At 38.0% G+C, this 24,651-nt stretch carries 24 protein-coding genes; 11 read left to right on the plus strand and 13 right to left on the minus strand.

The features are described 5' to 3' along the window. Positions 1–343 precede the first annotated feature (343 nt). The gene (locus P0Y49_11710; protein WEK17461.1) at positions 344–2,629 is read right to left on the minus strand and encodes a c-type cytochrome; all 2,286 of its coding nucleotides are present in this window, start codon (positions 2,627–2,629) and stop codon (positions 344–346) included. Between the two features lie 6 nt (positions 2,630–2,635). Next, the gene (gene rpiB, locus P0Y49_11715) at positions 2,636–3,085 is read right to left on the minus strand and encodes a ribose 5-phosphate isomerase B (GenBank protein WEK17462.1); all 450 of its coding nucleotides are present in this window, start codon (positions 3,083–3,085) and stop codon (positions 2,636–2,638) included. A 144-nt stretch (positions 3,086–3,229) separates the two neighbouring features. Between rpiB and P0Y49_11720 the strand changes: the two genes are divergently transcribed. Together P0Y49_11720 and P0Y49_11725 are read left to right on the plus strand one after the other, a co-directional pair. Continuing rightward, the gene (locus P0Y49_11720; protein WEK17463.1) at positions 3,230–3,946 is read left to right on the plus strand and encodes a DUF4397 domain-containing protein; all 717 of its coding nucleotides are present in this window, start codon (positions 3,230–3,232) and stop codon (positions 3,944–3,946) included. A 230-nt stretch (positions 3,947–4,176) separates the two neighbouring features. Next, a complete protein-coding gene (locus P0Y49_11725; protein ID WEK17464.1) occupies positions 4,177–5,076 on the plus strand; it encodes an Rpn family recombination-promoting nuclease/putative transposase in 900 nt (299 codons plus the stop codon). An 87-nt stretch (positions 5,077–5,163) separates the two neighbouring features. Here the strand turns inward: P0Y49_11725 and P0Y49_11730 are convergent, their stop codons facing one another. From P0Y49_11730 to P0Y49_11740, 3 genes are all read right to left on the minus strand, one after another. Continuing rightward, complete coding sequence (locus P0Y49_11730; GenBank protein WEK17465.1) at positions 5,164–5,634, minus strand: DinB family protein; 471 nt, start codon at positions 5,632–5,634, stop codon at positions 5,164–5,166. 61 nt (positions 5,635–5,695) lie between these two features. Further along, a complete protein-coding gene (locus P0Y49_11735) occupies positions 5,696–6,121 on the minus strand; it encodes a VOC family protein (protein WEK17466.1) in 426 nt (141 codons plus the stop codon). Between the two features lie 186 nt (positions 6,122–6,307). Then, on the minus strand, positions 6,308–6,901 hold the full coding sequence (locus tag P0Y49_11740) for a hypothetical protein (GenBank protein WEK17467.1): 594 nt from the start codon (positions 6,899–6,901) through the stop codon (positions 6,308–6,310). 136 nt (positions 6,902–7,037) lie between these two features. Here P0Y49_11740 and P0Y49_11745 point away from each other — a divergent pair, with 136 nt between their 5' ends. Beyond that, positions 7,038–7,340 (plus strand): hypothetical protein, encoded by a 303-nt coding sequence (locus tag P0Y49_11745; protein WEK17468.1) that lies wholly within the window; start codon positions 7,038–7,040, stop codon positions 7,338–7,340. 11 nt (positions 7,341–7,351) lie between these two features. On the opposite strand, the gene P0Y49_11750 is transcribed toward P0Y49_11745, so the two are convergent. Then, the gene (locus tag P0Y49_11750) at positions 7,352–7,903 is read right to left on the minus strand and encodes a hypothetical protein (protein ID WEK17469.1); all 552 of its coding nucleotides are present in this window, start codon (positions 7,901–7,903) and stop codon (positions 7,352–7,354) included. Positions 7,904–8,092: 189 nt separating this feature from the next. Between P0Y49_11750 and P0Y49_11755 the strand changes: the two genes are divergently transcribed. From P0Y49_11755 to P0Y49_11770, 4 genes are read left to right on the plus strand one after another with little or no spacing between them, the layout of a single operon-like run. Next, entirely contained in the window at positions 8,093–8,359 is a 267-nt protein-coding gene (locus P0Y49_11755; protein WEK17470.1) for a hypothetical protein, read from the plus strand. Positions 8,360–8,368: 9 nt separating this feature from the next. Beyond that, entirely contained in the window at positions 8,369–9,043 is a 675-nt protein-coding gene (locus tag P0Y49_11760) for a response regulator transcription factor (protein WEK17471.1), read from the plus strand. A gap of 1 nt (position 9,044) precedes the next feature. Continuing rightward, positions 9,045–10,376, plus strand: a complete 1,332-nt coding sequence (locus P0Y49_11765) for a HAMP domain-containing sensor histidine kinase (GenBank protein WEK17472.1) — start codon at positions 9,045–9,047, stop codon at positions 10,374–10,376. Between the two features lie 40 nt (positions 10,377–10,416). Further along, entirely contained in the window at positions 10,417–10,902 is a 486-nt protein-coding gene (locus P0Y49_11770; GenBank protein ID WEK17473.1) for a redoxin domain-containing protein, read from the plus strand. Here P0Y49_11770 and P0Y49_11775 read toward each other — a convergent pair. The 6 genes from P0Y49_11775 to P0Y49_11800 form a co-directional block, all read right to left on the minus strand. After that, entirely contained in the window at positions 10,899–11,330 is a 432-nt protein-coding gene (locus P0Y49_11775) for a nuclear transport factor 2 family protein (GenBank protein WEK17474.1), read from the minus strand. The two genes, P0Y49_11770 and P0Y49_11775, sit on opposite strands and share 4 nt — an antisense overlap. Before the next feature lie 41 nt (positions 11,331–11,371). After that, positions 11,372–13,423 (minus strand): prolyl oligopeptidase family serine peptidase, encoded by a 2,052-nt coding sequence (locus P0Y49_11780; GenBank protein WEK21792.1) that lies wholly within the window; start codon positions 13,421–13,423, stop codon positions 11,372–11,374. 113 nt (positions 13,424–13,536) lie between these two features. Then, complete coding sequence (locus P0Y49_11785; GenBank protein WEK17475.1) at positions 13,537–14,355, minus strand: universal stress protein; 819 nt, start codon at positions 14,353–14,355, stop codon at positions 13,537–13,539. A gap of 3 nt (positions 14,356–14,358) precedes the next feature. Further along, positions 14,359–14,934 (minus strand): DUF1572 family protein, encoded by a 576-nt coding sequence (locus tag P0Y49_11790; protein ID WEK17476.1) that lies wholly within the window; start codon positions 14,932–14,934, stop codon positions 14,359–14,361. A 56-nt stretch (positions 14,935–14,990) separates the two neighbouring features. Then, positions 14,991–16,151 carry an MFS transporter gene (locus P0Y49_11795; GenBank protein WEK17477.1) on the minus strand — a complete coding sequence of 387 codons (1,161 nt, stop codon included), beginning with the start codon at positions 16,149–16,151 and terminating at the stop codon, positions 14,991–14,993. A 95-nt stretch (positions 16,152–16,246) separates the two neighbouring features. Next, positions 16,247–16,876, minus strand: coding sequence for a DUF6266 family protein (locus P0Y49_11800; GenBank protein ID WEK17478.1), 630 nt, complete (start codon positions 16,874–16,876; stop codon positions 16,247–16,249). A 319-nt stretch (positions 16,877–17,195) separates the two neighbouring features. On the opposite strand from P0Y49_11800, the gene P0Y49_11805 reads away from it, so the two are divergent. Then, positions 17,196–17,591, plus strand: coding sequence for a YtxH domain-containing protein (locus P0Y49_11805; protein ID WEK17479.1), 396 nt, complete (start codon positions 17,196–17,198; stop codon positions 17,589–17,591). A gap of 70 nt (positions 17,592–17,661) precedes the next feature. On the opposite strand, the gene P0Y49_11810 is transcribed toward P0Y49_11805, so the two are convergent. Further along, positions 17,662–18,864, minus strand: a complete 1,203-nt coding sequence (locus P0Y49_11810; GenBank protein ID WEK17480.1) for an MFS transporter — start codon at positions 18,862–18,864, stop codon at positions 17,662–17,664. Positions 18,865–19,026: 162 nt separating this feature from the next. On the opposite strand from P0Y49_11810, the gene P0Y49_11815 reads away from it, so the two are divergent. From P0Y49_11815 to P0Y49_11825, 3 genes are read left to right on the plus strand one after another with little or no spacing between them, the layout of a single operon-like run. After that, the gene (locus P0Y49_11815) at positions 19,027–21,744 is read left to right on the plus strand and encodes a TonB-dependent receptor (protein ID WEK17481.1); all 2,718 of its coding nucleotides are present in this window, start codon (positions 19,027–19,029) and stop codon (positions 21,742–21,744) included. A gap of 10 nt (positions 21,745–21,754) precedes the next feature. Then, positions 21,755–23,095 carry a DUF4876 domain-containing protein gene (locus tag P0Y49_11820; GenBank protein ID WEK17482.1) on the plus strand — a complete coding sequence of 447 codons (1,341 nt, stop codon included), beginning with the start codon at positions 21,755–21,757 and terminating at the stop codon, positions 23,093–23,095. Between the two features lie 11 nt (positions 23,096–23,106). After that, complete coding sequence (locus P0Y49_11825; protein ID WEK17483.1) at positions 23,107–24,648, plus strand: hypothetical protein; 1,542 nt, start codon at positions 23,107–23,109, stop codon at positions 24,646–24,648. The last annotated feature ends 3 nt before the right edge of the window (positions 24,649–24,651 follow it).

Here is a 24,651-nt window from a genome sequence, read left to right on the forward strand (position 1 = left end):
ATTACTCTCCTGATCATCCCGTAGGCTGTTTCAATTGATGATAATGTCTGTTCCAGATTCGGCCGATGGACCATTGCCTTTCGGCTAATGGTATCTTAGGTCTTCCTCGCAGTTTCCCTTGTATCCGATCCCTTGCTGATCCCTCGAAATCTCCAGAAGCTTTTGCCCGGAGGCCAAGTATTTCTTTTTGGAATATTTCTTTCAGACTGCCAAAGTACTTCGTAATTGATATATCTAATATACAGGAAATAATCGTATAAAGCAAGCACACCTGAATCAAATTATTAACAGCTTTTCGCAGCTTACTAACAACTTACCAACAGGTTATTCACATGCCAATCAACTATTTTGTCCCCAGCTCTTCAATAGTAAAAGCCTTCTCTCTACCTTTAAATCGCTTACGAACTTTCTCCACTTCGTCGACACTAATTTTACCTGCATTATTTTGCCAGGAACCACGTATAAAACTAAGAACTTGCGCCACATCATCGTCAGATATTTCCTCACTATGCGCTATACCCGGCATATCAGCCGAAATCTCGGGAGCTTCATACAGATGTCCATTGACCTTAACAGGCCCTGTTAAACCATACAAAACTATCGAAATCAATTTTTCTTTATTTCCCGTAACCCATTCAGATTTGTTCAGAGGTGGCGCTAGTGAATTGATCCCATTCCCATCTGCAGCATGACAAGTTTGACAACTAAAAGCAAATAATGCAGCACCCTTAGGATATAGTTTAGCCTGCAAAAGAGGATCCCTATTTTTCTGCGCATTTCTTACCCTGGTAATTATCCCCGTTAATTGTTTATTGATGATCAGGTTCGTATCAGGTAGTAGATTTGCTATTGAGGCAGCAAAATTTTCTTCCCTGTAAGCCAAATTACTTACCACAGCACTGGAAACATAAGGATTATTTGGATATTTTTTAACCAGGCCAATCAATAGCGATTCAGCTCCATCTGCATTAAATGGCTTGATATAATTTGCTGCAAAAGCTATATACGGAGCTGCCAGTTCATCATTTTCTTTAAGTAAGTTAGTCAATGCATCCATATAATACTTAAAGGATGATCCATTGATCATCGAAGGCAAAACACTTAAAGCCTGCATCCTCACCGGCCATTGCTCAGCCTTCAAGAGCGCAAGTACCTCGTTCGTTTGTAAAGCTGATAAGCCCTCTAGCACCCACATTGCGTGGATTGCACGCAAAGGTTGATCCGTAGCTTGAATCGCGGCTCTTAAAAAAGGAATTGCTCCTTTGTTTTTTCCATCGATCAACATCTGCTGAGCCATATCACGTACCTGACCATTGTTGTTTCCGAGCAGATCTACAAGCAGCTTAGGATCATTACTAAACTTTACGGCTATAGCCTGCTTATTTTTTGGAACTATCTTATAAATCCTTCCACAGCTGAGTGGTTCAGTTAGCTTTCTGCTCAAAATTTCATCCCTCAGATAAGGCGTAACATAAGTTTTATGCTGTATAATACCACGGTACATATCAACAACATATAAAGCACCATCAAAACCATTGTATAAGCTAACCGGTCTGAAGCGTTCATCGATACTGGCTAAAAACTCTTTTCCAGAATAAGCCTGTACACCACCTACTACATATCCCTTTTCGCTAAGTATGTTCCGTTTGATTAAATTGGCAGCTGGTTCTGCAACAAATGCATTAAAATCATAAGCAGATCCAAACAAACCACCACGGTAAATAACCGGGCCACATGCAGCAGTAAAATTCCTTAAACGCAAACTATCATCCAAAACCCCAGGCATATATCCTCTGTTTACTCCCGGTGTAGGTCGGGCCGGATAAACCCTGTTATTTTTGACTATCTTTTCCGAATAACCATCAACACTCCGCTGGTTATTGTTTTCAGCACCAAAACCAGGGGTAAAATAATCCCCCATCAGGTTGGTAGAATTATCATTGTAGTACAACCGTCCATAATTATCCTGACTAATCCCCCATTGTCCTCTAAAACATGTTTGCTCTATGATCCATTTATCGTCCATTTTGCGGTAGCGCTTGCTCGACTTCGCATTGTAAATCCAATTGTCCATAGCCCTTAACAAGCCATTAGGCTGATGCTCTACATTGCCTTCATCGGCATACTTGTTATCCACCAGCGTCCGCTTACCTGGCTTATCATTTTTGATTTCATAATACCAAAGATTGGGAGACTCTGCCACCAGTATACCACCATCAACCAAACAAATGGCCCGCGGTAACACCAACGAATCCAGAAAAACCTTTCTATCATCCATCAGTCCATCTCCATTCTTATCTTCAAGGATTACAATTTTCCCGTTTGGTTTATCTTCACCCTTTCCATTTACGTCAGGCATATAACCTACCATTTCCACTGCCCAAATTCTGCCTTTAGGATCAAACGTTAACGCTACAGGAGCTACGACAAGCGGCTCATCTGCTACCAATTTAACTTCAAATCCATCCTCTACCCGCATCAGTTTAATAGCGGCAGCAGCTGGAATAACCGGAGAATGGGTAGTATCAGGAATTAGTTCTTTGTTAACCTCAATCGTCTTTTTATGCGTTTGGCATTTATAAAGTGTAAAAACAACAAGAGCCAGCAGGATATACAGGTATAATTTCATCTAAATTTAAAGCGTTCTATTTTCTATTGCAGTGATCTTGGCTAATCTTTTAACATGACGTTCTTCACCAGAGAAGGTGGCATTTAAAAAAGCAAAAACAATGTCTTTTGCCAGTTCAATCCCAATTACACGTTCGCCCATACAGAGGATGTTTACATCATCATGCTCAACAGATTGGTGGGCTGAGTAGGTATCATGGCATACACCTGCCCTTATCCCCTTAAATTTATTTGCCGCAATACTAACGCCAACAGCGCTACCACAAATCAAAATGCCCCGCTCTCCCCTTTTATCAAGAACTGCCTGAGCTACATCAGCGGCATGATCCGGGTAATCGGTAGGTAATACACTGTTTGTTCCCAAATCAATTACTTCATATCCTTTTTCCTTTAAAACCACAATCAATATGCTTTTATAATTGAATCCGGCATGATCTGAACCTATAACTACCTTCATTTTGTTCTATATTTTTAATGGATAAACAATATTCACCTTGTTAAATGCTCTAATGTAATTAGATTTTTTTAATATTATTGTAGCGTTAGTATGACATTGTACGTCTTTATAAAACTTACATTCACCAAACTTAAAACTTAAACAATGAACATTTCTATTCAACCAACGATTAAAAACTTTAAAAGATTTAGCGCATTTACCCTATTATCTATCAGCTCCTTATTTTTCAATTCCTGTACAAAAAATGCTGCTCCGGTACCAGATACTGCTTTTTTAAGTATTATGAATACCTCGCCTACACTAGCTACATTTAATATCTACGTTGATCAGAGCAAAATAAATGCTGGTGGTGCAGTACCATTTAATGGCAGTACCAGCTATTTCCAAATCACTCCCGGTTCGCATAGCGTTAAATTCACAACTGGCAGTAGCACTGAAAGTATAATTACCAAAGATGTAACGTTAGAAGCAAATACAATTAATTCTCTATTTCTGATTGATAGAGGTACCAATATGGATTTCTTTAAAATCAAAGATGAGTTGGGTAGTGTGAGTTCTACTAAAGCCTTCGTTAGATTTGTAAACCTTTCACCAGATGCTCCGGCATTAGACCTTGCTGTTAAAGAAGGAAATGTGATCATAGAGAACAAAGCTTACAAAGCCAATAGCCAGTTTATTGAAGTAGAAGCAAAAACATATGTTTTTGAAATCAGAAATAAGGCAACAGGTGCACGATTAGGAGAAGAATTGAGCAGCATGGAGCTTAAAGCAGGTAAATCTTACACTATTATTTCAACCGGTTTGGTTACTCCGGGCCAAACCGAACATGGTATCCAGGGAAAAATTATTACCAACCAATAACATATAAAAGAATAAACCAACTTCATTTTGACCATATTTTTTCAATTCAGCTTTAACTATAGCGTCTAAATCACTACTTCTATAAAAGTGTAAAGCATGAGCAATAAAGTAATTTTAGCTCTATTTTATTTGGTTAAATTCAATTAAACGGGGGTTTCCACTGTATTTCAACTCAATAAGGTTTACCATTCATTATCTGGTTATGTTTACTGAAATAATCAGAGGGAAAAATGAGCGAAGAAACAGATAGCACAAGATTTATCGATCCTTATTCTGACTTTGGATTTAAGCATATTTTTGGTAAAGCACCCAACAAGAGTTTTCTAATCAGTTTTCTGAATCAGCTGTTAAAAGGGAGGAAAGTAGTTATTGATATTCAGTACAATAATACGGAGTATAAGGGTTCGGGTAACGATTATAGAAAAACAGTATTTGATTTATACTGTACTGGCGACAAGGGCGAGAAATTTATAGTGGAAATGCAGAAAGCAAAAGTTAAAAACTTTAAAGACCGAAGTATTTTCTATACGGCAAATTTGATTCAGGAACAGGGAGTCGGTGTAATTGCAGATTGGAATTATCAGATTCCTGAAATATATTTTGTTGCGATCATGAATTTTAAATTTGATGACAGCCACCCGGATCATTTTATACATGATGTCCGGCTGATGGAGATCAATACGAACCAGGAGTTTTATCCAAAGCTAGCTTATATTTTTATAGAGATGCCTAAATTTAAGAAACTAGAAGAAGAATTGGAAAATGAACTGGAAGAGTGGCTTTACATCTTAAACAACCTGAAAGAATTATCCGAAATTCCGCTATCTTTGATAGGCAAGGGAGAATATGACAAAGTATTTGAGATTGCAGAAGTTGGAAACTTAACCCCAGAGGAAATGAACGAATATCAGCAAAGATTAAAAATACGACGTGACAATTATAGTGCAATGGAGTATATAAAAGAAGAGGCACTTGAGAGGGGTATTGAAATAGGTCATGAAAAAGGTCTTGAAAAGGGCCGTGTGGAAGAACGTAAAGAAATGGCTTTCAAATTAAAAGCCGGGAATATTTCTTTAAGCTTTATCGCTGAGACCACTGGACTCTCCATAGAAGAGATAGGGTCTTTATAGTAGATGTTCCTCAGGCATTCCGTGCGGATGGCCATTCATTACATAATAACTTATAAAAAAGGATGTGAAAAACTACCCCGGGATTTATTAGTCCCAAATTTGTGGTCTGTCAAGTCCAAGTGTCCTGAAATATGAGAGTAATTGTCCGGCGTGGACTGCTTCGTGATAGGCAATTCGCTGTAAATAGTCTCCCAGTCTTCTTCTTTGCCCCTTTTCAGAACGAACAATTTCTATGGAAGTTAAATCGTCTGCACTAAATGATTTAATTGCCGAAAGGAATTTCTCTCTGTACGGTTTTGCAAAGTTAAGTTCGTCTTGCAAGTTCGTATAGGGTATGTCTTTCCAAGGCGAAACATAGTCACCAATATTACCCCTGTTGTCCAAGATTTTATGGAATAAATGTTCTCCTTCTAAAACATGCCTTATCATTTCAAGGCAACTCATTGCTTTGATGTCCGGTCTCCAAAAGTAAGTTTCAGGTACTAATCCTGTCCAAAGTTTAATACTTCTTCTTCTGATTTCTTCAAAGTTCAATGTTATAATTTCTGTATGTGTCATCTGATTTCTGTCTTTTTAATATTTCTCTTTTTTAAACACTGTCGTTTTACAATGACCGCTGTTAGGCGTTGGGGTCAAAATCCACCATCCATTCAATACCGAATTTGTCTCTAAACATTCCAAAATACGAACCCCAGGGACTGTCTCCAATAGGCACTTCAATATTTCCGCCTGCTGAAAGTCCGTTAAATAATTTGTCGGCTTCTTCACGACTTTCAGCACTGATAGATATCTTAGACCTGTTTTCATTTTCATTTACTTGTCCCATACTTTCCGGAACGTCATTGGCCATTAAAATGTTCTTGCCAATTGGCAAAGCAATGTGCATTATCTTATTTGCATCATTTTCTGCTAATGGATATTCAGGGTTTGATACATCTTTAAAGCGTATAATCTTTACGAACTCACCGCCAAATACTGATTTGTAAAAATTGAATGCTTCTTCGGCATTTCCATTGAAATTAATGTGTGGATTGATAAGTGCCATAATTTATATTTTATAAGCTGTTTTTTGTTTCTTATTTCAATGTTTAATTTTTGGCTAATCTATAAAAACATTCTATAATAAAGTAAACGATTTGTATATTGGCAAAAATGCATTGTCCCCAGAAAGTATCTAACTTTTTGGGGACAATGCATTTTCGGGCACCCTTTCGGTTTAATTGTGTGTTTATTAATGTCTTCCTCTTCCGTGATCATTACCACGACCATCGTAGTCATTCCTACCTCTATCGCCGCGGCCTCTGTCATCACGACCTCTATCATCATGATTCCTTTCACCACGATCCCATCTGCCATGATCCCTGTCATTATCTCTTGAATAATACCTTCTAGATTGTTCCTGATGCATTCCGTGCGGATGACCATTCACTACATAATACCTGGAATCATTGCTGTACCTGATCACTTGTTGACCTCTAACCTGTCTATATCTCGCATAAGCAACCCTATCTCTATCAAAATTCCTATATGGATCTCTGGAATTCACAACTACTTTATAACCATTGTAAAGATCATATCCTCTATATCTTGATGGAAGGGAAGCAGAAAAAATCCACCTGTTGTTGTCCAAATAAATGAACTCTTGCCTTGATACATTGTAATAACATTCGATATCCGGCAAATAATAATAATCTACATAATCATAACCTACTGGTCCCCATAATGGTTGCGAACCAATATTTACATTGATGCTTACCTGTGCATCTGCCTTAAATGGCATCCATCCTATTATACCGAGGATTCCTAATACTATTAACTTTCTCATGACCTTAATATTTAATGTTTCATTTGTGTGTTGTTAAGTCAAATCTCCAAACCGAACATGAAATCAACATGAAATTTTAGAATTATTTAATATATTTTTCTCACATAACCCAATAGGCACATTCGGTTCAGGCAATATGCTTCAGAAAGCCAACCTGATTGCAGAATTATACGGTTGGCGAACCGAATTTGACCTCTCCAGAACACTACGTTTTGCAACCCATAATGTACTTCCCTTAAATAAAGATGGGAATATGGAGTGGCCTAAAACGAATGTCAGTGCCGAATTTGTATTGATAGAAGCAAGCTGCTCTGCAGAGGCCGTGTCAAGAGTATCACAAACCGTAGCATTTGCACACGAAGGTAAACTGTACCGGAAAAGAATCCCTTTACCACAAAAAAAGGGTGCATACAGTAAATGTAGCACCCTTTCGGTTTAATTGTGTGTTTATTAATGTCTTCCTCTGCCGTGATCATTACCACGACCTTCATGATTATTCCTACCTCTATCACCACCACGATCCCATTTGCCGTGACCTCTATCGTTATCTCTTGAATAATACTTTTTAGCTTGTCCTGGAGGCATTCCGTGCGGGTGACCTTTCACTACATAATACCTGGAATCATTGCTATACCTGATCACCTGCTGACCTCTAACCTGTCTGTATCTGGCATAAGCAACCCTATCTCTGTCAAAATTTCTATATGGATCTCTGCCGTTTACAACTACTTTGTAACCACCATAAAGATCATATCCCCTATATCTTGACGGAAGAGAAGTAGAGAAGATCCACCTGTTCCTATCCATATAAATGAACTGTCGCTTTGGCACGTTGTAATAACATTCGATATCGGGCAAATAATAATAATCTACATAATCATAGCCTACAGGCCCCCATAAAGGCTGTGAACCAATATTTACACTGATTCTTACCTGTGCATCTGCCTTAAACGGCAACCATCCTATTATACCAAGGATTCCTAATACTACTAACTTCTTCATAACCTTAATATTTAATGTTTCATTTGTGTGTTGTTAAGCCAAATCTCCAAACTGAACATGAAATCAACATGAAATTTTAGAATTATTTAGTATATTTTTCTTTTTCATCTTAATTTCATCTTCAATAATCAACTTTGTAATAGTTGAAATAGGTAACTTCTTTTTCGGGCGCTTTAGTATATTTACATCATGAACATTAATCTGTTATTCCGGTCAATTGTTACAGTCCTACTTATCATATGGCTTCCTATAGGTTCTTTCGCCAGTAATCGCACCACTATATCCGCGATTTCGGATTCAAGTTTCTATCAGGATAAAAGAGATAAGAAGCAGGAGAATAAAAAACCAGAGGTAAAAGAAGTTCCCCAATCCAGAAAACAGGAAAAACCAGGCGAGGTTAAACAGCCTGACAAAAAAGAAAAGCCCGATCAGGATAACAAAAGAAAAAACAACTAAGCATACGGCATGAAAGTTTTGATTGTAGAAGATGAAAAAACGCTGGCCTATGAAATGGAAGATTTCTTAAAAAAGGCTTTTTACATCTGTGATCTTGCGCACAATATTAAAGATGGACTGGAAAAGATGGAGATGAACAGCTATGATTTCATTCTGCTAGATCTCGGCCTGCCCGATGGAGATGGTCTAACCCTGCTCCCAAAAGCAAAGAAACACAATCCAGATGCCGCATATATTATCCTTACTGCCAGAGGTAAACTCGAAGATCGCATTGCCGGCCTCGACCTTGGAGCTGACGATTACCTGCCAAAACCATTTTCATTGCTCGAACTACAATCCAGAATGCAGGCCATTGCACGTCGTAAATTTAATCTCAAAGAAGAACTATTGGCATTAGGAGATTTTAGGCTCGATCTGCAAAAGCGGCTTATCCTTTTTCAGGAAAACCAGATAGAACTTTCGCGCAAAGAATTTGACCTGCTCAGCTACCTGTTCCTCCATAGCAACCGCGTGCTCACCAGAATGCAACTTAGCGAACATATATGGGGTACCTTTGCAGACGACGATTACGACTCTAACTATATTGACGCCCACATTAAAAATATCAGAAAGAAATTAAATGCATGGGCACCCGCAGATTTCCTCGAAACAGTGCGTGGGGTCGGTTATAGAATAAAAAAATAACGTGAAGCTATCTTCAAAATTAATCCTGTTTATTACTGGTTCTAAGCTAGCCGTAGTCTTGCTTTTCATCATTCTATTGCCCTTTCTGGTTGATGGAATTGTTGCCGAATACACCACCTATTCTTTACGCAGACAGCAAGATAAGGTACTCAAAATAGTCGAGCAAAAAGGAATAAAGCACTACCTGCAAAACGATGACAGCTATGGAAGTTATACCATGCTTAAGGAAGAATATATAGCCTTAGAACCTGCGATCAAAGGGATCACAATTGATACCATAAAAACAGCACAACGCGTAGTAGAACAGGATACCCTAACCTACAGAATCCTGATGCATACCTTTAATTTCGATCATAAACCTTATTTACTCGAAATCGGAAAAACCATAAACAGCATCAATCAATACAACAAACCCTTGCAACGAACAGCCTTATATGTACTCATAGGACTGATTATCGCGAGTTTGCTATTCGACCTCCTCTTTACCAGAACCCTCATTAGTCCCTTAGGAAGAATCATTAGATCAAAACTGATCAACAGGAAATTCCCCTTTAAAGATTACTCAGCCCCGGTTCGTACCTCTACGTACGACTTTAAGTACCTTGATGAATCGCTGGTATTATTGATGGATCAGATTAATGAGGCCTTCGAAAAAGAACGCGAATTTACAGCCAATGCTTCACATGAATTGATGACCCCGATCAGCATTCTTCAAAACAAAATGGAAAACCTGATTGGCGACGGACAACTGAGTGATACTGTGACACTCAAAATTATGGAAATGATGAAAACGCTCAACAGGCTAAAGAAAATCTCAAACTCCCTGCTCCTGATATCAAGAATAGAAAACGAACAATTCGTTAAATCAGATGCAATAAAGCCAGCAGACCTTATCGATGAAGTCATCGAAGAAATCAGTCACCGTTTAGAAGAAAAAGGACTTAACATAGCAGTTAACCTGACCCAAAATCCATTACTAAAAGGTGTAAATCATGATTTGTTATTTCAATTGTTCTATAACCTGATCAATAACGCCATTAAGTACAATGTAGATAATGGAAGTATTACAATAAGCGATCAACTGATCAATAAAGGATACCTGATTGCTATTGCCGACACCGGTATCGGTATTTCTACGGAAGAACAAGCATTCATATTTGACCGTTTTAGAAAAACCAACCTATCCGAAAACGTAGGACACGGACTTGGACTTTCTATTGTAAAAAGCATTTGTCAATACCATGGTATTGAAATTAAAGTCAGCTCTGAAGTAAACAAAGGCAGCACTTTTACCCTATTTTTCCCTTCAGCACTATTCGCCAAAATTGTTTAAAAAATTCAGATATTAGCAAACGTATTAAAATTAATAAGCTATGAAACAACTATTCCTTGCCCTTATCATTACCATGAGTTCGGTAGCCGTTTTTGCACAAACACCAACCGCAGGCACTGCCATGCCTAAAGCCGTTTTTTATAAAGCCGATGGGAAGACTTTTTCTACAGACCTAATTCCAAAAGGTACGAAATCCTTGATCATGCTATTTGATGCCACTTGCGAGCATTGTCAGAGAGTAGCGTCAAATTTATCAAAACGAAGTAAAGAGCTGACTGGCGTCAACTTTTACCTCGTTTCACAAGACGAACTTCGTTCCGTCAATTATTTTATGGACAACTTTGGAAAGCCGTTAAAGGCCATGAAAAATGTTACAGTACTACAAGACAAAGATCACGTTTTTATTCCCTTGTTTCATCCTAACCAATTTCCTTCTCTGTACTTATATGGAAAAGATAAAAATCTCGAATTCTATACTAGCGGTGAGAGCGATGTGTCTAAATTAATTGACAAAATAAATCATTAATAGCTGATCTTGAATGAGCGTCTGGCTAATAATTTCCATTCGCCAGCTGCTTTCTCCCATACCAGCACCACACCAAGATTAACTTTACCTGGAATGCCACCATCGTTGGTGTTACCTCTTAAAATGTGACGAACTATAGCAGTATTGCCTGCCACAGTAATAGATTGCTCTGATAGTTCGATGGTTTTAAAATCAGAGGCTTTAGTAGATAAAGCGGTTACAAAAGCTGCTTTATCTTGTACTGACCCGTTCGAATGCCCATAAGTTAGATTAGGGGTTACCAGGCTTTCCAGGTCAGCCTTATTCCCGCTAATCATCGCTAAGCGTAGTTTTTCAGTTAATTCTGCAATTTTAGTCTCGTCCTTAGATTGTGCCGAAGCAAATAAACTCATAATGGTAAATGTGATTAAGATAATTGTTTGTTTCATGGTTTGTTGTTATAGTTTTACAAACCTAATATAGTTATAAATTATTGTACAGATTTATAAGTCAACCCCATATTGTAAAACATAAATGCCCACTTATCTGCAATCTCTTCAATTGCTTTATCCGTAGGTTTTCCGGCACCATGACCGGCATTGGTCTGAATACTAATCAATACAGGTGCATCCCCGCCCTGATCTTTTTGCAACGTAGCCGCAAATTTGAAAGAGTGTGCCGGCACTACCCGATCATCATGATCGGCAGTAGTTACCAATGTAGCAGGATAAGCAATACCCGGTTTTAATGCATGTAATGGTGAGTATTTATACAAGTATTCAAACATCCTCTCACTATCTTCAGATGTGCCATAATCATAAGCCCAGCCTGCTCCTGAGGTAAATTTATGATAGCGCAACATATCCAATACACCTACCGCCGGAAAAGCAACCTTAAACAAATCCGGACGTTGTGCCATAGTAGCCCCTACCAACAGTCCACCATTGGAGCCACCCATAATTGCGAGGTAATCCTTAGAAGTGTATTTCTGAGCAATCAAATACTCGGCCGCAGCGATGAAATCATCAAACACATTTTGCTTTTGCAGCTTTGTCCCTGCCAAATGCCATTGTTCACCATATTCACCACCACCACGTAAATTAGCAACAGCATAGATACCACCCTGTTCTAACAAAGCGACAACAGAAGTACTGAAAGCTGGCGTAAGACTGATATTAAAACCTCCGTAACCATACAAAACAGTAGGATTTTTACCGTTTAGCGGAGTACCCTTTTTATAAGTGATGATGATTGGTACTTTTGTCCCATCTTTAGAGGCATAGAAGAATTGCTTCGATTCGTATTGTAAAGGGTCAAAATCTACACCCGATTTCTTATATAAAACAGATTTCCCATTGGCCACATCATATTTAAAAATGGTGGTAGGATATACATAAGAGGTAAAAGTATAAAACAATTCCTTTTCATGCTTTTTACTGCTAAAGCCTATTGCAGTTCCCAATCCAGGAAGCACAATTTCATGCTCCAGCTTACCATTCATATCATATTGCAGCACCCTGGTAACAGCATCTACGATATAATTGGCAAACAACTTACCACCACCGGTAGAGGGCGTTAAAACATTTGCTGTTTCCTTGATCAACTCTTTCCAGTTTGCCGGTTTCGGATCAGCAGCATCAACCGTAACGATACGTCCATTTGGCGCGTTTAAATTGGTATAGATATAAAGTTTAGTCCCTTCATTATCTACAACAGAATGGTTTTGGTCAAAGTTATCGACAACACTAATGATTGCAGATCCAGGTACCTTAAGATCCTTGATGTAAAGTTCATTCCCCGAAGTTGTATTCGCTGCCGAGATAATGAGGTAATGCTCATCTTCAGTAAGCCCGGCCCCAACATACCTGCGCGGTGTTTTTTCGCCACCAAAGACCAATACATCGTCCTTTTGAGGCGTACCCAACTTATGGAAAAATAACTTGTGATATTGGGTTAAACCAGATAACTGACTGCCCTCTTTAGGTTTATCATAACTAGAATAATAAAATCCTTCGTTACCCTGCCAGGCAATACCCGAAAATTTCACATCAGTTAGCGCGTCACCAATAATGGTTTTATCAGTAGTTTTCATCACCACTACACTTGTCCAGTCAGAGCCACCGGCAGAAAGTTGATATGCACACAGGCTTCCATCCTTTGAAAAATTTATGCTGGCCATTGAAGTAGTTGCATCCCTGGAAAAGGTATTTGGATCAAGAAAAACCTCTGCCTCCTGATCACCCTTCTGCCGATACAACACACTTTGATTTTGCAAACCCGTGTTCTTATAAAAATAAGTATATGCACCTTCTTTAAAAGGCTGCGAATACTTTTCATAATTCATCAAATGGGTTAAACGCGCTTTAATCAGATTACGAAAAGGAATCTGAGCCATATATTTTTGCGTAACTGCATTCTCTGCAGCTACCCATGCTTTGGTCTCTTCCGATCGGTCATCTTCCAGCCAACGGTATGGATCACTAACTTCAGTTCCAAAATAATTGTCTTTTACAGCTACTTCTTTCGTTTCAGGATAAATCATTCTAGATTTTTGTGTTGTTTTATTCAATTGTGCCCCAGCTAATAAGGGCGATAATATAGCCAAAAGTAACAAGCCTTTTGTAGTAATTTGTTCCATAACCGGAGAATTTAGATTTATATTGGAATAGAAAGTAAAGGAATGCTCAAACCAGAAGCCATGATCCGGGTTTTACTGGTATGGACCAGAGAAGCCCAAAAGCCATATTTTTTCGGAACCATAATCAACATATCAGCACCAAATACCGCTATTTCCTTTTCAATTTCTTTAATCACTGCATTTGATTTAACATTCTTATAGTAATAAGTAATACCTTCCAAACCATCATCAATAGCATTGGTAGCCAGCAAGTCCGCCCCATCCTTTTTCAATTCTTCCAATGCCCTGTTCACATTAAAAACCTCTACTTCGGCATTTAAGCTCAATGCCAGCTCTTTAACATTCATCAATACTCTTTCCGAAACTCCACTCAATACATCGCATGCAAAAAGCACTTTCTTTACACCTTCAAATTTAGCCCCCAACGGTACAGCCAGCACCGGGAATTTTAATTTCTTTATAGCAGTCGTCGTGGTATTACCCCACAAATCCTGTTCTAAGGTCTTTGTATGCATTCCCAATACCACTAATCCTGCATCATACTTAACCAGCAATTCCCTCAATTCGTCCTCAATAAATGAAAAAGCAAATTCATGCCCCACCTCAATATCATAAGTTATGGAAAGAGACAAAGCTCTTTCAATCATTCGGATCTCATTTTCATTTAATAACTTCTGGAAACTAGAACCGGACATAAGTGTATTAGCCGCGTGCATTGGAATCACAAAAGAATTGTAAAGAATTAATTTAGCATTATTGTGTTTTGCTATTGCAGCGGCATATTCAACTGCATTTTCCGCTACCTCCGAAAAGTCTGTGGCTACAATTATCGTCATAAATTACGTTCCTCTTTTTTTCGCTGTAAATTCTTCCGTAAAGTGTTCCTTATGCTTTGGTTTCGCAAATTTCTCTGCATTATAGACATCCGATTTCCCCCTCGGAATGGATAAAGAAACCCAGCTTTCTCCACATATCATTTTGCCTATAAACACAATTTGGCCGATATGGTAAGGGTAATGTGCCAGTTGTCTGTTAATAGCTTCGGTAATGCTATGGCCCATATTACGGATAAAGATCTCTTTACCCAAATCCCCATCTTTCAATGCATACAATGCTCCTAAAAAACATTTCCAGCCATCGTCCCACAGCTTAAGCAACTCTTCTTTGTTATTGATATCATTATCAAATTCCGCCTCCCTGTTACGCGTAGGTTTTTCCCCATCCGTTGTCAGGAAATCAGTCCAGCGGGAAATCATATTACCCGACAGGTGTTTTATGATGGTAGCAATGCTATTGCTATTCTCATTATACTGCCAGAACAGCTTATCTTCAGGAACTTGTGCAATGGTTTTTTCACCCAATACTTTATAATATTCAAATTGCTTTTGAACACTTGATAAATAACCTGTTTCCATAATTTAATCATAAACTAGACGAAACTAAAATTACAAATTATAGCAAGCAATTCAAACTAGCTTGCTATAGCCAGTCTTTTATTCCTTGCAATGAGCATCCAGGCAAATAAAGCTCCTGTTAATGCCATTAGTGTCCCTACCGCTACCGGCGAGGTATAATCATATCCTGCGGCCAGAGGCAACCCACCTAAAAATGCCCCCAAAGCATTACCAATATTAAAACTAGCCTGGCTAACAGATGCGGCAATCATCTCTGATCCTTTAGCTGTAGTGATCATCAACATTTGAATTGGTGCAGCAAGTGCAAAAGCCACCGCACCGGTAACAAAGGTCATAACCAATGAAAGTGTCTGATTGGTTGATATGAAATGAACAATAACCAGGGCAACCGCCATTGCAATCAGCAATGAAACTGAAGCTTTTGCAGGCGAAAACTTATCAGCCAGCTTACCGCCAATAAAATTACCAACCAGCATACCCAAACCGGCAAGCACCAGCACATAGGTAATAGAGTTAGGTGAAAAACCGCCAACATCAGTTAGTAAAGGAGCGATATAACTATACCAGGAGAACAATCCACCTGTTCCAATAGCAATCATTAAGATGATTAACCAGGCTTCAGGTAGTTTAAAGAAACTCAATTCTTTTTTCAAATCTCTGTTTTTAGTTGCAGGCAATCCAGGCATCCATAATTTCAAGCTTAAAAGCGTAATTAAACCAACAACAACGATGATCACAAAGGTATATCGCCATGAATAATTGTGCCCTATAAAGGTTCCAAGAGGCACCCCTATCACGTTTGCAATGGTTAAACCGGCAAACATGAGCGACACAGCCTGTGCTTCTTTTCCTTTTTCGGCAAGCTTACTCGCTACAACCGATCCTACACCAAAAAATGCACCGTGAGGTAAGCCTGCAAGCAAACGAGCAATAAACATGGTGGTATAATCGGGAGAAAATGCCGAAAGCGCATTAAAAGCAACAAACATCATCATCAAGGCCATTAATATCTTTTTGGGAGGATAACTACCTGCAATGGCGACTAAAAGCGGAGCACCAATAACGACCCCTAATGCATAAGCCGAAATCAAATGACCAGCCTGTGGGATGGTAATGGACAAATCTTTTGCAATGTCGGGTAACAAGCCCATCATCACAAATTCTGTGATGCCAATCCCCAGTCCGCCAAGGGTTAAAGTCAATAAACTCTTCTTCATTTTTGTATCGTAGTTAGTGTAAAAAATACACGACACAAAAATAGGCAATAAACTCCCCCTGTTTAGTCTTTATTTAGTAATTTTTAAAGTCTACTTTAAACCTCTCCTAAATATGTGCTTCTGGCAACGCTTGTGCGATCCGGTGAAACAAAAGAGATATAAATGTGAGCAGGTAACTCCAGCAATGGAGGATGCAATGGCAACAGCTCTTTTCCATCCATGCGTTCCGCTCCGTAACTAAAAAACACAGGTTGCTCTGCCTCAGGAAAATAAGCCAATACCATCACCTGATCAGCACCATTTCCCCAACCAAAACCATCGGTATCCCAGGTAAATTCCAGACCTGCAACTGTCCTTTCTACGGTGGGATTTTCAGCAGGCAGTAAATCCCCATCACTTAAAACCACATTTGGATAATCAATCTCTACATTCGGATACAAGCCTTTCAATGCCGCTCTTTTATTGTAAGACACCGCAAGATTATAGTAGTTTTTAGTCGAATTTCTCGCGGCATTACTAAATCCGGCTTTTAAAAATGGTTTCATCAGATAAAAGAAATCATTAATCACTTTCATCCGCATTTCGTTATTAAACTGCTTTTCGCTGGTTCTTGTTCTCTTGTGCCTAAGCATTCTGGTTACGTTTTGCCCGTTCAGAACATAACTCGTTATATTCCCGGTAGTTCCAACCAATGGTCCATAAAGACCTCCCAATAATTTTCCCATATGATATATCTAAAATGTTAATCCTTACTGTTAAACACATCTAAGAGATAATATGTTTTAAAAAATTATCAAAATATTTATAAAACATTATTTAATCTATATTAAGTTATTTGACCTAGCAAGGACCTAGTAACGTCCTAAAAAGGTTCTAATAAAGATTAAAAAAATAGGCATGCTTACATACCCCTATTCCTATTCTTTTTAAATGACCCTTTGGCCAACCCTGGTTAAAATAAATTAATGAAATTTATCAAAACACAATGGCATACTGGATGTTTAATAAAGAGTATAAGTGTTGTAATCAATAAAAGAGATCGTTATGAATTATAAGAAATTAATTTCCAGCCGTATGCCAACCCCTTCATACAATCCCACTGACACCACCGGTTCAGTTGTTGCATTACTAGCCGGACTTGCTGTAGGAGCCGTATTGGGTGTATTATTTGCTCCGGAGAGTGGAAAAAAGACAAGGGGAAGAATTTCAGATAAGGCCATGGATGCAGCTGATGGCATTAAAAACGGTTATCAGTCCATAAAAGACCATATAACAATGCATAAAGATAATCTGGTAGATTTGAAAGATCAAGTAGTCGACAATGTAAAAAGTAAAGCAGCTACGGTTTCTAAAGAGTTTAAGGACTTTAAAGACACTGAAATAAGAAAAGTAAAATCGAGCTTAAAGCATTCCGCTGATGGGGCTGCCCACGACTTTTAGCCGCTCTTGATTTCTTAAGTCAACCATTAAAACGAAAAAGGAAAGGCAAAGGCTTTCAAATAAAGGATAATCAGACTTTATTTGAAAGCCTTTGATGTTTAAAGAACATTTGCGTGATGGGAATTAACAATATGCCACATAGGGCAAATATGACAAACGACACCCTTAAATTAAATGCGTGCGCCAGATAACCTATTAATGGTGGTCCAAGCAACATTCCTGTAATTGAATAGGTTGCAATAATAGATATCGCCATTCCGGCAGAATATTTTTTTGATGCTCCGGCCAAGGCATACGACATTGGGATGATGGCAGCAGTTCCAAATCCAACCAACGAAAAACCAGCCATCGCCGTCCAGAAAAATGGAAAGATAATAGCCAGACTAATACCTGAAATGATACAACTGGCACTCATAATATAAGTTTTGGGCATCCCAAACCTCGCTACAATTAAGTCAGACACGAACCTCGACATGGCCATGAAGGTCATAAAGATCAGGTAGCCATAAGTAAAAATTTCAACTTTTATAATCTCCTGAAAGTAGATCCCACTCCAATCAAACATACCTCCTTCACATATTGCGCATAGAAAAACAACGGTTCCAAGATAAAAAATATACGGATCAGGTTTACCTAAAATTAGCTTATTCCCTGTTTCTGAGCGATCACCTTTTAGTAGAAACTGGTAAGAATATAAGGTTACCATAAGCATTACAATAGCCACAGCTAAAAAATGATATTGCAAGGGTACATTTAATTTCAGGAAAAGTGTCGACAGCAGGATACCTCCTATTCCACCTATGCTCCAGTATCCATGAAAAGAACCCACAATCTTTTTATCGTACCTTTTTTGCAAGGTAAGCGCCTGTGTATTTACAGAAATATTAAAAATCCTGGTGGTAAATGCAAATAAAACAACTGCAGCGACCAAGCTAAAAGTATGATGCGCAAAGCCAATAAATGCCAGGGAAAATGCATTTAAACCATACCCTACTGTTAATGGAACACGGCTGTTGTATTTTGACACTAACCAGCCCGAAAGGGGTAAACCTAGCAACGAACCAATGGGTAAGGCTAGTAAAAGACTACCTAACTCAGCTTCATTAAAATCGAAAGTGGCTTTAATGGTAGGAATTCTGGAAGCCCAGGTAGCAAAGCTTAAACCCGACATGAAGAAGAACAGACTTAAAAAGAAACGGTGTTTTTTTGTAGAAATCATTGCATAGATATTGCGGCGCAAATCTAGCAATTCATTTACTCGGTTTTTTTTCATACTGTCAGCTGGGCGTAAATCGTTCATAAAAAACTGGGCATTAGATTAGTACAGAAAAACTATAGATTGGTTCAAAACCACATAAATTAGAATTATTCTAAATAATTTGCGTAACAGGAATAATAATTACACTTTTACAGCATTAATTAGAACTAGTCTAAATTGAAACAACTTTACAAATACGTATTAATCATACTGCCATGGCTGTATGTTGGACCAATTAGTGCACAACAAGGTGTAATAATCATAAATGGAACCATTGTAGACGAACAAAGCAAACCCCTAGATTTTGTAACCGTTAAACTTTTAAATACAGACAGGCTCACCTATACCAATGATAAAGGAAAATTCAGTTTTGCGATTAATTCAAGTGTATTAAAGCAAATTACGATTTCCGCCACCATAGTTGGCAAAGTATCAAGCGACACCACAATAAATTTAAATGACTACCAGAAATCAATTACAATCAGACTTAAAACATTAAACTTAAGTTTAAATGAAGTGCAGGTATCGGCTGTGCGAAAATCTACAGGCTTATCCAACTCTTCTATTCTTTTCGACCGGCAAGCGATTGAACAGGTTCAGGCATTTAGTTTGGTAGACGTTTTAAATAATCTTCCTGGCAAAACCTATGCGGCTTTAGATCTTCAGGGTGCTAAAAACCTGACTTTAAGGTCTGATGCAACAGGAAACAGCAGCTTAAACAATGCACTTGGCACGGCAATAATTATTGATGGACTTGTGCAAAGTAACAATGCCAATATGCAAAACAAAAATATTGGCAAATATGGTTTGGAAACAATTAATGACCGGGCGAATGGCCGTTCTTATGACGTAACATTTGGTGGAGTTGATTTAAGAGAAATACCGGCCGATAATATTGAAAACATTGAAATTATATCCGGTGTTGCACCAGCTCAGTATGGAGATTTAACTGATGGAGCTGTTATCATTAACAGACAGGCAGGTAAAACCGACTTTCAGTTCAACACGCGTTTTAATGGAGGTTCAACAAACGTTTCTCTATCTAAAGGTTTTAAGCTAAATGGTAAACTTGGCTCATTGAATGCTAATCTAAATTACTTGAACAGTAATGATGATCCAAGAGACTTACTCAAAAAGTATAAGCGCGTAAGTGGTGGCTTAATGTGGACAGGATACTTTACCAAAGGGGTAAAAAATACAATTTCATTCGATTTTAGTGAAAAACTGGATGATGCAAAGGAAGATCCTGATGATGGAAAAGATTTAATGACCTATTCTAAAAACAGACGTTTCGCTTTTTCTGAACGTTTGTCTGCCGAAATAAACGGAAAATTCCTTCGCAGAATAAATCTGTCTATAGGAGCCGATATTTCTAGTACGGAATCCTATACCCAATGGTGGCTAAGTGGTAGTCCGAAACCAACAGCCGATAAGGATACTACAGGAGTTTACGAAGGCTTTTATACAGATGGAAACTTCAATGCTATAGATCAGATTGTAGGTAAGCCAATAAATGTAAATGCAAACCTAAGCTTCTTAAATCAATTTAATACCGGTAAAATTAAGCATTTCCTATCTATCGGTGGTAGCTTTTCTTTATCATCAAACAAAGGCCAGGGAGTTTTATTTGATTCTAAAAGACCGAGATGGGCAGGAAGGAATTCGCAAAATGAACGACCCTATAATTTTGAATTAATTCCCAGCCTGATCAATACAGGTGCATACATTGAAGATAAATTTAGTTTTAAGCTTTTTTCCAAGGTCTTTGATGTGAGTGCCGGTTTAAGATATGACAATCAGAATGGATTTGGAACCTTGCAACCACGAATTAACAGCAGCTATGCAATAGCAAAAGATTTAAAAGTAAATATGGCTTATGGGATCGCCACTAAAGCTCCAACGATGGCATACAGATACCCTAGTCCTACTTACTTCGACATCCCCCTACTCAATTATTTTACCGGCAATGCTAAAACAGACCTATTTCTGGTTTACACCCAAAAATACACTCCAGACAACAGAGATCTAAAACCCTCAAAATCAACACAATTTGAATTAGGATTGAATTGGAACAAAAAAAACTTTAGTACTTCTATTTTTGGATACTTCAAGAATAACACAGATGGTTTTTACGCCCAACAGACTTACTACCCAATGGTAATTCCTATTTATGATATTACTCCTAACCCTGGAGGAAAGCCGGAGTATTTTGATACAGGAAACACTCGTATAAATGTTAAGTTGGATGCAAACGTGATTAAAAATGGCGTAACTTCTGAAAACTATGGTGTTGAATGGTTTATTTCTACCAAAAAAATCAAAGCCATACAGAGTAGTTTCAGCTTTAATTCTTCATTCAGTCTCAGTAATTATCATAACGTTGGATTTACCGTGCGACCAGCCAACGAAGATGATATCCTGGCTGAAAAAAAAGCATGGTATGCTATTTATGAAAGCACAGGAAACAGAAACTGGAGTTTAACATCAAGATTAAACAGTGATACACACATCCCTAAATTCGGCTTTGTAGTGAGTTTATACGCAGATATGATTTGGCAGCAATATTTAAAGAATTTCGATGCTTTCAAGTACCCAATGGCTTATCTGGATAAAAACGGCAATTATTACAAGATAGAAAATTTTGATGCTGCTAACCCTGATTATGGTCACCTACTCCCACTACCCAGCACAAAAGAGGGTGAAGGAAAACTCCCCTTCCCTTATGCAAACCTTTCTTTACGCCTGTCAAAAGAGATAAAAAAACGGATCAGGTTATCCATTAATGCCTACAATTTCCTAAACATACAGCCGAATTATTATAACACTGTAACAAAAAAAAGAACAACCTATAACAACCCTACAAGTGTAGGGGCTGAATTGTCTATCAAATTTTAATTATATGTATATGAAAAGAATACAACTACTATTTCTATGTATCATGCTGACAACATTTTCGGCTTGCAAAAAAAATGAGCTTAGCGATGTAAAACCGGTAACATTAAGTTTAAAAATAGCGCTTGATGAAAGTGTTATTAATTATAACTTTTCCCCTGCAAACACGGAGATTAAGCTTACCAATCTGATCAATGGACAAGTAAACAAACTTAAAACCGATGATAAGGGCATGCTTAACATCGCAAGCTTATCACCCGGAGATTACGATATTGAAGCTACCCTGGTAATAAGCGCAAATGATTATTCGACGATAACAGGAGATCTACAGACAGAAGATGTGACTTTTAGCGGTTTATTAAAAGGTCAATCTATTGTTAAAGCTACCAATGATTTAATACTTAAAATTAACACAGGTCGTATTGGTGACTGGGTTTTTAAGCAGATTTACTATGCCGGTTCGCACACTTCTAATGGTGCGCTTTTTAGGGATGTTTTTTTTGAAATCTATAATAATTCGAACGAATTAATGTATGCAGATAGCTTATACTTTTCTCAGGCATTTGGCTTAAATACAAAAACAACATCTTTAGACGCTTCACTGACCTATCTACGCCCAAACAAACAATACGATTGGAGCAAGTCCATTGGAAACAATGTAAACAGGGCTAATGAAGATTATATCTATGCCAAAACGATGTACATGATTCCCGGTACGGGAAAAAGCTATCCTGTCAAACCTGGAGAAAGCTTGATTATTGCCGCAACTGCAATTAACCATAAAGCCCCATATACCAATTTAGAAGGAATAGCAGTTACTGTGAAAGACCCTAGCTTAACTGTAGATCTTAGTAAAGCTGACTTTGAAGTATACCTGGGAAATGAGCCTGGTATTAATCCATTAGCAACCGACATTGACAATCCTGCTGTACCAAATCTAAAAGTAATTAGCAGAGGTGGCGACCGGGATTTGATCCTACAGCCTACGGGCAGAGACGCTTATGTTATCTTTAAAACCAATGAAGACATTAACAACTTCGCTAAAATACCGACACCTGAAGAAAAAGAAATTAACATCACAACGAATCTCTACATCAGAGTTCCTTCAAAATATATTTTAGATGCAGTGGAAACACAGCCACCGGTAGTAACTAATCAGTTTCCGAAAAAACTGGAAAGCTCCCTTGATGCCACTTTTACGTTTGTTAAGGATGGCCAATACTCTTCTCAATCATTGATAAGGAAAACAGCCAAAATTGTTAATGGCAGAAGAATTTTGAAAGATACAAACAGCTCCAGCAATGATTTTGAAACATTGGATAGACCGGATGTTACCAAAACTGTTTTTAAATAACCACTACTCAATTGAGATATTTAGCTTTTATAACAACTTTGATATTGCCAGTGCTAAGTTTTGCTCAGCAAAAACTTAGCACTGACAGTATTTATTTTTACAAGCAAAGTGAAAAGGAAAACCAATATATATATGGTAGTGCAACTCATTTAAATGCTTCAAAATTGGAAAGTTCTGGTTTGGCCAGTATTTCTTACCAAAATAGTATAGGTCATTTTAGAAAGGCACAAGAGGCAGAGTACAACACCATAACAAGTATCTATACCGAGGGGGTTAATACACTTGGAAGGTTCAAAGCTTCTGGCTATTTCGCTTTTTCGAGAATTTATCAGGATAGTTTAGCCTGGACTACCAAGGGAACAGAACTTGATGCCCAAACTTATTACTTTGTTGCCGCTAAAGCCGGCAAATATGAGCGAACCGACTATCAGCTTGGTGGTATCTTGTCATACAGCCTGGTTCCAGAAAAATTATATACCGGGCTTGGTGTAGATTACAATTACAGGGAATCTACGCGCTCCGTTGACCCAAGACCTAAGGTTAACAACTATAGCCTGATATTAAAGCCGGAACTCGTTTATGAGTTTAAAAATCATTACGCGGGCATACAGGCTACCTGGGGTTATGATAAGGAAGACTTTACTTCTATGTACAAAAATGATACATATAAAACAAGTACGGCCTACCCCGAAAGAGTAACCTATCTTGTTTATGGTTACGGGAATATGCGAAATTATCAGAATGATCAAAAAATGAGACGTAATGGAAATCATTTAGGATTGGCATTAAATTATTCTGGAGACTTTAGCAGGTTTAAAATCCTGACCAGGATTGCTTACAAGGAATTGGTGGAAGAAAGTAGAATGAAAGTTGCCAATTCAATAAATGATTCTTTATTAGGTACTTTCTACTTAAATGACCTAACGGCAAGGGTACTGATAAAAAACAAGAACAAAACAACTGCACAGCAGTTATCCGTCGATTTCTTATCTAGTACCGGCTATGATAAAAGCAGCCTTTATGAAGCTACGAATTATCATTACAGTCGTCAGGTCATAGATGCTGAATATCTAATCAGATTAAACAGTCAATCTCCTGTATCTACAGAATTTGGACCAAGCCTAAGCTTTGAACGGCTTGAAAAAATTGATGTAATTACTACAATTAATACTGAAGTCACTGGTATTGAGTCTGGCTTAAGTGGAAGCTTATATGTCAAATCTCAAAAGAATAATTTATTTTCATTTGGGGCTGGAATCTCTTATCGCAAGCCCATAAATCATTCGCTAAATGTACCGGAATTACAAACGGTAAATACCTTTGTTAAAGGGGTAGTCTACGGAAATTACGAATATGACACCAGCGATTTTATCAAATTAAAAGCAGGTGTAAACTACGTAAGCAATAATCTATTTAAAGAGTTTAAAACCGGATTTTCTGTGCAAGGAACTTATTTATCACAAATAAACTCAAAGTTCACTTTTCCAGAAGCTACATTTTCACCAAATCACCAGAGGTTACATTTAAATCTTTCTCTAAACCTTTATTTTTAATTC

The organism is Candidatus Pedobacter colombiensis (assembly GCA_029202485.1).
GTDB classification, from domain to species: domain Bacteria; phylum Bacteroidota; class Bacteroidia; order Sphingobacteriales; family Sphingobacteriaceae; genus Pedobacter; species Pedobacter colombiensis.